This window comes from Mesorhizobium sp. M7A.F.Ca.US.006.01.1.1 (assembly GCF_003997935.1).
GTDB lineage: Bacteria > Pseudomonadota > Alphaproteobacteria > Rhizobiales > Rhizobiaceae > Mesorhizobium.
The window spans coordinates 1-10,660 of record NZ_RZQL01000239.1; the positions used below are offsets into that span (position 1 = coordinate 1).

A 10,660-nucleotide genomic window follows, 5' to 3' on the forward strand; every position below is an offset into this window, starting at 1 on the left:
CGAACGAAGCTGATTGATTCGGACATTCAGCCCGCTGACGATTTCCCAGGCGACACGCTTGTCGGCGGCCTCGAACAGCGCCTCATAGAATTTCGTCGTCGCCCGCATCACTGCCGGCGGCGTCGCCGACGCCCATGCCCCGAACAAGTCCGCCAGCGCGCGTTCGAGCGTTGCCAGTTGCTCGCCGGTGGCCGACAGGGCGCAGGCGCGTGCCGCAATGCCTTCAAGCAGTGCCCTCAACTCATAGATCTCGTCGGTGCGGCCGAGATCCGGCCTGGCTACGGCCGGCCCGTGCCCAGGGATCATCTGCACGAGCCCCTCGGCCTCCAGTTGCCGCAGCACCTCGCGCACGACGGAACGACTGACGCCAAGCTGGTCGCAAAGCGGCCGCTCGACCAACCTTTCGCCAGGCTGGAAGTGGAAATCCATGATGGCTTCGCGCATGCGCTCCAGCGCCAGCGTTCTCAAGGTCTTGGCGCTGCGGTCGATGCGAAGGGTGTCGTCTGGCATGTCTTGGCTCCTGACCGCCACGAAAACAGATTCCATGCCCGGTTGACAAGGTACTTGGTGCTCCATAGCATGGTATACCATAAGATGACACAGAGATCGGACGGTCCCTGGCATCGCCGACCCGAGGATTCCATGCAGCCTGCCATCCGCAAGATCGTGACTTATACCGAGAACACGCTGATCGAAGGCGGCAAGGCTGCACCGCGGCCGCTGCGCCTGATCGGCGTCGCCGCGGTGCTGACGAACCCTTGGGCGGGACGCGGCTTCACCGACGATCTGTCGCCCGAGATCCGCGACTGTGCGCCTGTGCTCGGAGAGACCCTATCCCGCGAGATCATTGCCATCGCCGGTTCCGGCGACGCGATCGAGGGTTATGGCAAGGCAGCCATTTGCGGCACGTCTGGCGAGATCGAGCATGCCTCGGCGCTGATCCACACGCTGCATTTTGGCAATCATTATCGCCGCGCCGTCGGCGCCAAGACCTATCTTGCCTTCACCAACCTGCGCGGCGGGCCGAACACGCCGATCATGATCCCACTGATGGACAAGAATGACGAAGGACGGCGCTCGCATTACCTGACCGTGCATTTCCAGATCGGCGATGCGCCGGCGCCGGACGAACTGGTGGTGGCGCTTGGTGCGTCGATCGGCGGTCGCCCGCATCATCGTATCGGCGATCGCTATCAGGACCTCAAGGAGCTTGGGGACGTGCATGGCTGACGCTTCCACCTGGGCGCGACAGGGCACAACGTTCGATGGCACCTGCTTCATCCGTGCCGGCGCTGGCACGCCGGTGCTGTTCATCCACGGCGTCGGCATGAACGCCGCGATCTGGCAGCCGCAGTTCGAACGCATGGCCGACAGCTTCGACGTCATCGCGATCGACATGCTCGGCCACGGCCAGTCGCCACTGCCGCCGCAGCACCCGGAACTGGCCGACTACGCCGACCAGGCCATTCGCCTGCTCGACCATCTTGGCCTCGACCGGGTGTCCGTCGTCGGCCATTCGATGGGTGCGCTCGTTGCCCAGGAGTTGGCCCTGCGCGCACCGGAGCGCGTCCGCCGCATCGTTTCCCTGAATGCCGTGTTCCGGCGGCCACCTGAACTGGCCGAAGCCGTTCGCCAGCGCGCGGTGGCGCTCAACGGGCGCAGCGATACGGCCGGCACGGCACAGACCATTGCGCGCTGGTTCGGCGATCCGGTGCCGACCGAGCTGGAGGCGGCAGCGCGGAACACGGCATACGCACTGAGCGCGGTCGACCCGGAAGGCTATGCCCGCACCTACCGCCTGTTCGCTCGTGCCGACGGCGATCATGCCGACCGCCTGCCGACGCTGGCCGTACCGGCCCTGTTCATGACCGGCTCCGAGGACAGGAACTCTTCGCCGGCAATGTCGGCCGCGATGGCACGGCTGGCGCCGCATGGCCGCTGCACGGTGCTGCCGGGCGAGAAGCACATGATGGCGGTCGCGGCGCCGGACCTCACCACGCGCCATATCGTTGACTTCCTCGCGGAGGACGAAGCGATCGAGCGAAGCGGCACTGCTGAGGCGAATACCGGGTTCGACAGCGGCGAGTTCCGCCGTGCGCTGGGATCCTTCCTCACCGGCGTCACCATCGTCACCACCATCGGGCCAGAAGGCGAGCCGCGCGGCTTCACCGCCAACTCGTTCACCTCAGTGTCGCTCGATCCGCCCCTGGTGCTGGTCTGCATCGCCCACAAGGCCTTAGGCCATCCTGTCTTCGCGACATCGAAAAGCTTCGCCATCAACATCCTCAACGAGGGCCAGAAGGCAGCGTCCGGCATCTTCGCCTCGAAAGCCGCCGACAAGTTCGCCGCCGTAGCATGGCGGCCGGGAAGGACCGGCAGTCCCGTTTTGGACGGCTCCGTCGCGTCCTTTGACTGCGACATGGAGCGGCTGGTCGAGGCCGGTGATCATTCGATCCTCATCGGCCGCGTCCGCGATTTCGAGCACAATTCCGCGCAGCCGCTCGGCTATTACCGCGGCGCCTATGTTGCACCCGGCCTCAGCCAGGACGCGCTGGCCGCCACCCAGCCCGGCACCGATGTCGGCGCCATCCTCGAAAATGGTGGCCGGATCCTGTTCGTGGAAACGACGGACGGTTTTGAACTGCCGCGCGGCCGAGGGTTGGGTTCGGCAGGCGATGGCAATAGTCTGCGTGGACTGCTTGCGGCAAAGGCCATCGAGGCCCAGCTCGGTTTCCTGTTCGCCGTCTGGGACGACGCCGGACCTGTTTCGCGCACGCATGTCTACTATCGCGGCACGTTCGACGTGCCCGCTTCCAGCGATCGCGGCATTCGGCTCATCGAGATCGACGCGATCGAAGGATTGAAGATCGCCGATCCGGCGATCCGCTCGATGCTCACGCGCTATATCAGGGAATGCTCGGTAGATGCATTCGGCGTCTATGTCGGCAACGATGTCGAAGGCGAGGTCCGGCCGCTCGCCAGACCCAGCGCTTCCACCGTCAATACAGGTGCCCACGGATGAAATTCTCGCTCTTCGTGCATATGGAACGGTCGGATCTGGCCAAGCCGCATTCCGAGCTTGTGACCGAGCTCGAAGAACTGGTCCTGATGGCCGAACAGGCATGCTTCGAGACCGCCTGGATCGGCGAGCATCACGGCATGGAATTCACCATCTCGCCCAATCCCTTCATCAACATCGCCTATCTCGCCGCCAAGACCAGCCGTATCCGCCTCGGCACCGGAACCGTGATTGCGCCCTTCTGGCACCCGATCAAGCTTGCCGGCGAAGCGGCGATGGCTGACGTCATCAGCGGTGGCCGGCTGGACATCGGCATCGCGCGCGGCGCCTACAGCTATGAATATCAGCGCATCTTCCCAGGTCTTGACGCCTGGGGCGCCGGCCAGCGCATGCGCGAGATCATACCGGCGATCCGCGGCCTATGGGACGGCGACTTCGAACTCTCCGGCGAGTTCTGGCAATTCCCCGCCACCACCTCCTCGCCCAAGCCGCTGCAGAAACCCTACCCGCCGATCTGGGTGGCGGCCCGCGACCCGAACTCGCACGATTTCGCCGTCGCCAACGGATGCAAGGTCCAGGTAACGCCGCTGGCTTCCGGCGATGACGAGGTGACGAGCCTGATGCAGGGCTTCAACGCCGCCTGCGCCGCGCATCCCGAGATCGAACGACCGGAAATCATGCTTTTGATGCACACCTTCGTTGCCGACGACGCGGCTGACGCCGATCGCCTGACGCAGGACCTGTCGACTTTCTATTGCCAGTTCGGCGCCTGGTTCCAGAACAAGAAACCAGTGCATCAAGGCATATTGGAGCCGCTGACGCCGGACGAGATCGCGGCCATGCCGCAATACGCGCCCGACAAGATCAGGCAGAACCTGGTGATCGGCGAGGCCGATGAGGTCATCGCCCGGCTGAAGACCTATGAGGCACTCGGCTACGACCAGTATTCGATCTGGATCGACAGCGGGCTTTCGCACGAGCACAAGAAAAAATCGCTGCAACTGTTCATCGACCGGGTGATGCCGGCCTTCCTTTGATCGCGAGCCCATGACCGACGCCCCCTTCAGGAACTTCATCGACGGCCGCTTCGACGAACCGTCCGCTACTTTCGACAGCGTCGACCCGTCGACCGGGGCGGCCTGGGCCAGGATGCCGGCGGCGAGCGAAGCCGATGTCGACCGCGCCGTCGAGGCGGCGCACCGCGCCCTGCGTTCCGGCCCATGGCGTAGGATGACCGCGACGGCGCGTGGAAAGCTGCTGGTCAAGCTGGGCGACCTCGTCGCCGCCAATGCTGGGCGACTTGCCGAGCTCGAGACCCGCGATACAGGCAAGATCATCCGCGAGACCCGCGCCCAGATCGCCTATGTCGGCGACTACTACCGCTATTATGGCGGGCTTGCCGACAAGCACGAAGGCGCGCATGTGCCGATCGACAAGCCGGATCTCGACGTCACCATCCGCCGCGAACCGATCGGTGTCGTTGCCGCGGTGGTTCCGTGGAATTCGCAGCTCTTCCTCTCGGCCGTCAAGCTCGGTCCGGCGCTCGCCGCCGGCTGCAGCATCGTGCTCAAGGCCTCCGAGGATGGCCCGGGGCCGCTGCTCGCTTTTGCCGAACTGGTTCATGAGGCTGGCTTTCCCCCAGGCGTCGTCAACATCCTCACCGGTTGGGGCCATGATTGCGGCCGGCGCCTGACCAGCCATCCGCTGGTTTCGCGAGTCGCCTTCACCGGCGGTCCCTCGACGGCGCGTGCCATCGTCAGGAACACGGCGGAGAACCTTGCGTACACCACTCTGGAACTCGGCGGCAAAAGCCCGGTCGTCGTCTTTGCCGACGCCGATCTCGACAGCGCCGCCAATGCGGTGGTCGCCGGCATTTTTGCCGCGACCGGCCAGAGCTGCGTCGCCGGCTCGCGGCTGCTGGTCGAGCGTTCGGTCAAGGATGAATTCCTCGCCCGCCTGAAGCGCAAGGCCGAGGCGATCCGCATCGGCGATCCGCAGGATCCGGCGACCGAAATGGGTCCGCTCGCCACGCTGCGTCAGCGCGACTGGATCGAGAAAGTTGTCGCGGAAAGCGTCGCCGGGGGCGGCACGCTGGTCACCGGCGGCACAAGGCCAGCCGGCAGCGGCTTCTACTATGCGCCGACCATCATCGATGCCGGCGCCAGCGACCTGCCTTGCGTGCGCGAGGAACTGTTCGGGCCAGTGCTCAGCGTGCTTGCCTTCGACACCGAAGCGCAGGCGCTGGCGCTCGCCAACGACACGCCCTTCGGCCTCGCTTCAGGCGTGTTCACCAGCAATCTCGCTAGGGCGCACCGCATGGCGCGCGACATCCGTGCCGGCGTCGTCTGGGTCAACACCTATCGCGTCGTATCGCCGCTCGTTCCCTTCGGCGGCTACGGCCTGTCGGGGCTCGGCCGGGAGGGTGGGCTCGACACCATCAGAGATTACACACGCTCGAAATCCGTCTGGATCAACACCTCGGACGAGCCGATCCCCGATCCCTTCGTCATGCGCTGAGAACCGCGGGACGCAGGTGCACTGAGAAAAACAAGAACAGACCAACAGAGGAGAATGACATGAAACTGATTTTGACCGGCCTGCTGGCCGGGCTACTCACGGCAACCGCCGCCAAGGCCGATGAGATGGCGTTCACCAGCTGGGGCGGCACCACGCAGGAAGCGCAGACCAAATCCTGGGCAGCCCCCTTCGAAGCCAGCTCCGGCATCAAGGTGCTGCAGGACGGACCGACCGACTATGGCAAGCTCAAGGCCATGGTCGACGCCGGCAATGTCACCTGGGATGTCGTCGACGTGGAAATGGATTTCGCCATAAAGGCCGCCAAGGACGGGCTGCTGGAGCCGATCGACTATGCGGTCGTGCCCAAGGCCGATCTTGACCCGCGTTTCAGCAATGAGCATGCCGTCGGCAGCTTCTACTACTCCTTCGTGCTCGCCTGGAACAAGGGCGCCGTCTCGGGCGAACCGACCGGCTGGGCCGACATGTTCGACACCAAGAAGTTTCCCGGAAAGCGGACCTTCTACAAATGGTCGGCGCCGGGCGTCATCGAGATCGCTTTGCTGGCCGACGGCGTGCCGGCGGACAAGCTTTATCCGCTTGATCTCGATCGTGCCTTCAAGAAACTCGACACCATCAAATCCGATATCGTCTGGTGGGGCGGCGGCGCTGAATCACAGCAGCTGATTGCCTCCGGCGAGGCTGCCTTCGGTCAGTTGTGGAACGGGCGTGTCTTCGCCCTCCAGCAGGATGGCACCGACGTCGGCGTCGCCTGGAAGCAGAACCTCACCGCCGCCGACGTGCTCGTCGTGCCGAAGGGCGCCAAGAACAAGGACAGCGCGATGAAGTTCCTCGCCGCCGCCACCAGCCCGACCGGCCAGGCGAAATTCGCCGAGGCAAGCGGCTATGCGCCCATCAACACCAAGGCCAAGGCGGAGATGCCCGCCGATGCCGTCAAGGCCCTGCCTGATGCCCATGTCGACGGCCAGATCAACCTCGACATGAACTACTGGGCCGAGCATCGCGACGAGATCGCCGCGCGCTGGTATGCCTGGCAGACCAAGTAACACCGTTGCAGACCGACGGGGCGCAGCTTGCGCGCCCCGTTTTGAGACAGGACCGCTCGATGCAGGGAAGTTCTTTCAGACGCAGCTCGGTTGCCGGCCTGCCAGCCGGCAGCGGCAGCGCCTTGCCGGCCCTGCTTCTGGTTGGCCTGTTCTTCATCGTGCCGGTGGTTGCCCTGCTGCTGCGCAGCGTCACCGATCCCGAACCCGGCTTGCAGAACTACGCGGCGCTGTTCGGCAGCGACACCTATGTGCGGGTGTTCCTCAACACCTTCCTGGTCGCATCGGTCGTCACAGCCGTCACCATCCTGGTGGCTTTCCCTGTTGCCTGGATGCTGGCGATCATGCCGCCGGCCCCGGGCTCGATCGTCTTCGGCATCATCATTCTGTCGATGTGGACGAACCTTCTCACCCGCACCTATGCGTGGATGGTGCTGCTGCAACGCACCGGCGTCATCAACAGGGCGCTGATGGGGTTGGGCATCATCCATGAGCCGCTGCCGCTCATCAACAACCTCGCCGGGGTCACCATCGGCATGGTGTACATCATGCTGCCCTTCATGATCCTGCCGCTGGTCGGCACTTTACGCGCCATCGACCCTATGACGCTGCGCGCGGCCGCCCTTTGCGGCGCAAGCCCGTCCGAGGCCTTCCGCCGCATCCTTTTGCCGCTGTCGCTTCCCGGCATCGCCGCCGGAGGGCTGATGGTCTTCGTCATGTCGCTTGGCTACTTCGTCACGCCTGCCCTGCTTGGCGGCACATCGAACATGATGCTGGCCGAGATGATCGCCCAGACGGTGCAGTCGCTGCTCAACTGGGGGCTTGGAAGTGCGGCCGCCTTCGTCCTGCTTGTCGTCACCATGGCGCTCTACGCGATCCAGCTTCGCCTGGTCGGCGCCAGGCGCGCCGGCGGAGGGCTCTGACATGCTGCTCGACTATGACCGGCTCGGATGGCTGCGCGTGGCACTTGTCGGCTTCACGGCGGCAGTGGCGGCTTTCCTGTTGCTGCCGGTGGTCTTCATCGTGCTCCTGTCGTTCGGCTCGTCGCGCTGGCTCGCCTTCCCGCCGCCCGGCTGGACGCTGAAATGGTACCAGCAGTTGCTGGCTGATCCGACCTGGATCGATGCCGCGCTGACCAGTGTCCGGATTGCCGCCATGGCCGCCATCCTCGCCGTCGTCATCGGCCTGTTCGCCTCCTTCAGCCTGGTCAGGGGTGAGTTTCGCGGACGCCAGGTCCTGCGCGGCTTGCTGTTGATGCCGATGGTGCTGCCAGTCGTCGTGTTCGCCATCGCCATCTACGCCTTCTTCCTGCGCATCGGCCTTGCCGGCACCACGGTCGGCTTCGTCATCGCCCACACCATCCTGGCGCTGCCTTTCGCCATTATCCCGATCACTGCGGCGCTAGAGGGTTTCGACAAATCCATCGAGGACGCGGCCATAGTCTGCGGCGCCAGCCCGCTGCAGGCACGGTTGAGGATCACCTTGCCGTCGATCAGGATCGGCATCTTCTCCGCGGCGATCTTCTCTTTCCTGGCCTCATGGGACGAGGTCGTGGTGGCGATCTTCATGGCAAGCCCGACCTTGCAGACCTTGCCGGTCAAGATCTGGGGCAGCTTGCGCGCCGACCTCAGCCCGGTCATCGCCGCCGCCTCCAGCCTGCTTGTCGGCCTGACCTTGTGCCTGATGATCGTGACCGCACTCCTTCGCAGGAAAATGTCAAGATGACCCGGCCATTCCTGTCCATACGCGCGGTGAGAAAGACGTTCGGCGCCTTCGTCGCCGTCCATGACGTCACCATCGATGTGCCCAAGGGGGAGTTCCTGACGTTCCTTGGCCCGTCGGGTTCCGGTAAGTCGACGACACTCTACGCCATCGCCGGTTTCCAGGATCCGAGCTCGGGCGATGTGCTCCTGGAGGACAGGTCGCTGCTTTCGGTGCCGTCGCACAAGCGCAACATCGGCATGGTCTTCCAGCGCTACACGCTATTTCCGCATCTGAGTGTCGCCGAGAATGTCGCCTTTCCGCTGCGCGTGCGCCGCCGACCGGATGGCGAGATCAAGCGCAAGGTCGCCGACATGCTGGCGCTGGTGCGCCTCGAAAACTTCGCCGACCGCCATCCGGGCGCGCTGTCGGGCGGCCAGCAGCAGCGCGTGGCGCTTGCCCGCGCGCTCGCCTACGACCCGCCGATCCTGCTGATGGACGAGCCGCTGTCGGCGCTCGACAAGAAGCTGCGCCAGGAGATCCAGGCCGAGATCCGCCGCATCCACCGCGAGACCGGCGTCACCATCCTCTATGTCACGCACGACCAGGAGGAGGCGCTGCATCTTTCGGATCGCATCGCTCTGTTCAGGGAAGGCCGCATCGAACAGATCGGTACTGGCGAGGATCTTTACCTCCGGCCGGCGAGCGAGTTCGTCGCCGGCTTCATCGGCAACTCGAATTTCCTGCCGGCTGAGCATTTGCAAACCGCAGATGGCGCATCGACGATCCGCCTGGCCGGCGGCTCGATCGTGACCGGCGTCAAGGCGACAACGTCGTTCGGCCAAGGCCAGAACGTCCGGCTGATGGTGCGCCCGGAAGCCTTCCGCTTGACGCCTACGCCGACAAGCGTGGCACTCGCCGTCGAGATCGTCGATACCGCCTTCTTCGGCGACCGACGGCGGGTCGTGGCACGCACGGCCGGCGGAGATGAGATCGACGTCAGGCCAACCTCTGACGCAGAGGTGGGCGATGGCACCGCCACATCAGGTCAGCGCATCTTTTTCGATCCCGCTTCGGCGTTCCTGTTCCCGGCCTGATGGCCGGGATTGCGCATGTCAAAGCGATTCCGTTGCGGAAAGAAAGTCCGCTTGTGAAAATGCGCGCTTAGAAGCTGTCAGTCCGCTTCAAGCCCCTTATCTGCCAAACAAAGTTGCTTACGGCCTAGCGAGAGGGTCAGACGCCTCTGGCTGGAAAGCTGTTCGGTTGCCATCGCACGCCTGCTGGTCTGCAGTCCCTTAACACCCCGCCGACCAGTGTCCCTGGCCTGCGCGTTATGCATGCGGCACCTCTACCCCGAGCGCGTGCGGTGGCCGCTCTTGCTGCGATCGGCCGAGGCGTTTATGCAGGTGGAGGATCGCCGCGAACAGCTGGACGTCGTGAGACGCCGCGACTGCATCGTCGCTCAGCTCGCGCATTTGCTCAAGGACCAGGGCGCACGCGCGACCTCGGAGCTGAGCAGCGTCAACCTACATCTGGTCGAGGATGACATTGGCGTCTTGCATACCTGACTATAATCAGGTTACGGAACATTGTGTGCAAAAAACGCACAAGAAAGTTCTGCTTCTCTTCTTTTTTCGTTCCTACGAGGGAGCCGCCGGTAGCCCTTTCGGACGCTCTTCTGCCGACGATATTGACCGCCCCAATGCGAATGTTCGCCGGTGTATTCGTAAACCTCATTGTCCGCAGCGCCGTTCAGTCTGCTTGGGTTTCCTAGAAGCTTTTCGAACTTTCTGTCTTGCGGCTCCCGTCGAGATGCGGGCCCTTCTCGAGGAGGTCGGGGTGTTTTGGATCCGCTGTGGTGCAACCTTGATCCAAGCATTTATGGGGGTTCGAGTCGGTAGAGGGCTACCGCCAATTCACCGCTGCTACCGAGTTCGTCTGTTGAATGTACTCGCAAGCAGGGACGACAGAATCACATCCTGTCCCCTGGCTGTGGTGGCCGGCTGATTTGAACTGTCATCAGAGGCCCGCAAAGTTCCCGTAAACCAGACATGCAAACGATAACACTTGAGGCCGCGGTTGCGCCAGGTTCGGTGAATCTTCCATGTGCCGCACGCCACCTTGGCTCCCGGCCTTCATTGTCGTACCCTCGCGTCGCAAAGTCAGCGTGTGCAGAGGAGGCGCGTTCGAATGCGGGTTCCAATTTGGCTCCTTTCGACCTTTGTGCTTTTGTTGGCAACATTTCCATCCGGGGTGCACGCTGCCAGCGACAATCCGAAGCTCACGCCACTCGTTGCGGAGATCATCGCTCCCCCGCATGTGATTCCAGGCTCGGACGGCAGGCGTCACATCGTCTACGAAC

The 10,660-nt window shown here is 63.9% G+C and carries 10 protein-coding genes; 9 read left to right on the top strand and 1 reads right to left on the bottom strand.

The window, feature by feature from the left end:
• The coding region (locus EN943_RS29820) for a GntR family transcriptional regulator (protein ID WP_164778451.1) at positions 1–510 on the bottom strand (510 nt) is incomplete at its 3' end.
• 132 nt (positions 511–642) lie between these two features.
• Here EN943_RS29820 and EN943_RS29825 point away from each other — a divergent pair.
• From EN943_RS29825 to EN943_RS29865, 9 genes are all read left to right on the top strand, one after another.
• Positions 643–1,230 (top strand): amino acid synthesis family protein, encoded by a 588-nt coding sequence (locus EN943_RS29825; RefSeq protein WP_027161992.1) that lies wholly within the window; start codon positions 643–645, stop codon positions 1,228–1,230.
• Positions 1,223–3,022, top strand: coding sequence for an alpha/beta fold hydrolase (locus EN943_RS29830; protein ID WP_127415722.1), 1,800 nt, complete (start codon positions 1,223–1,225; stop codon positions 3,020–3,022). The genes EN943_RS29825 and EN943_RS29830 overlap by 8 nt, the downstream gene beginning before the upstream one ends.
• On the top strand, positions 3,019–4,056 hold the full coding sequence (locus EN943_RS29835; protein ID WP_127415723.1) for an LLM class flavin-dependent oxidoreductase: 1,038 nt from the start codon (positions 3,019–3,021) through the stop codon (positions 4,054–4,056). Before EN943_RS29830 ends, EN943_RS29835 begins: the two co-directional genes overlap by 4 nt.
• Before the next feature lie 10 nt (positions 4,057–4,066).
• Entirely contained in the window at positions 4,067–5,536 is a 1,470-nt protein-coding gene (locus tag EN943_RS29840) for an aldehyde dehydrogenase (protein ID WP_127415724.1), read from the top strand.
• Between the two features lie 59 nt (positions 5,537–5,595).
• Positions 5,596–6,600 carry an ABC transporter substrate-binding protein gene (locus tag EN943_RS29845; RefSeq protein ID WP_127367630.1) on the top strand — a complete coding sequence of 335 codons (1,005 nt, stop codon included), beginning with the start codon at positions 5,596–5,598 and terminating at the stop codon, positions 6,598–6,600.
• Between the two features lie 59 nt (positions 6,601–6,659).
• Complete coding sequence (locus EN943_RS29850) at positions 6,660–7,520, top strand: ABC transporter permease (protein ID WP_027161996.1); 861 nt, start codon at positions 6,660–6,662, stop codon at positions 7,518–7,520.
• A 1-nt stretch (position 7,521) separates the two neighbouring features.
• Positions 7,522–8,322: an ABC transporter permease gene (locus EN943_RS29855; RefSeq protein ID WP_064994959.1), complete on the top strand. Its 801-nt coding sequence runs from the start codon at positions 7,522–7,524 to the stop codon at positions 8,320–8,322.
• Entirely contained in the window at positions 8,319–9,395 is a 1,077-nt protein-coding gene (locus EN943_RS29860) for an ABC transporter ATP-binding protein (protein ID WP_013525219.1), read from the top strand. Before EN943_RS29855 ends, EN943_RS29860 begins: the two co-directional genes overlap by 4 nt.
• A 240-nt stretch (positions 9,396–9,635) precedes the next feature.
• Positions 9,636–9,866, top strand: coding sequence for a hypothetical protein (locus EN943_RS29865; protein WP_027161998.1), 231 nt, complete (start codon positions 9,636–9,638; stop codon positions 9,864–9,866).
• Positions 9,867–10,660: the final 794 nt, after the last annotated feature.

What these genes read in the sequence shown, in the direction of transcription:
- EN943_RS29825 (WP_027161992.1), top strand. Translation starts at nt 643, where the DNA reads ATGCAGCCTGCCATCCGCAAGATCGTGACTTATACCGAGAACACGCTG.
- EN943_RS29830 (WP_127415722.1), top strand. Translation starts at nt 1,223, where the DNA reads ATGGCTGACGCTTCCACCTGGGCGCGACAGGGCACAACGTTCGATGGC.
- EN943_RS29835 (WP_127415723.1), top strand. Translation starts at nt 3,019, where the DNA reads ATGAAATTCTCGCTCTTCGTGCATATGGAACGGTCGGATCTGGCCAAG.
- EN943_RS29840 (WP_127415724.1), top strand. Translation starts at nt 4,067, where the DNA reads ATGACCGACGCCCCCTTCAGGAACTTCATCGACGGCCGCTTCGACGAA.
- EN943_RS29845 (WP_127367630.1), top strand. Translation starts at nt 5,596, where the DNA reads ATGAAACTGATTTTGACCGGCCTGCTGGCCGGGCTACTCACGGCAACC.
- EN943_RS29850 (WP_027161996.1), top strand. Translation starts at nt 6,660, where the DNA reads ATGCAGGGAAGTTCTTTCAGACGCAGCTCGGTTGCCGGCCTGCCAGCC.
- EN943_RS29855 (WP_064994959.1), top strand. Translation starts at nt 7,522, where the DNA reads ATGCTGCTCGACTATGACCGGCTCGGATGGCTGCGCGTGGCACTTGTC.
- EN943_RS29860 (WP_013525219.1), top strand. Translation starts at nt 8,319, where the DNA reads ATGACCCGGCCATTCCTGTCCATACGCGCGGTGAGAAAGACGTTCGGC.
- EN943_RS29865 (WP_027161998.1), top strand. Translation starts at nt 9,636, where the DNA reads ATGCGGCACCTCTACCCCGAGCGCGTGCGGTGGCCGCTCTTGCTGCGA.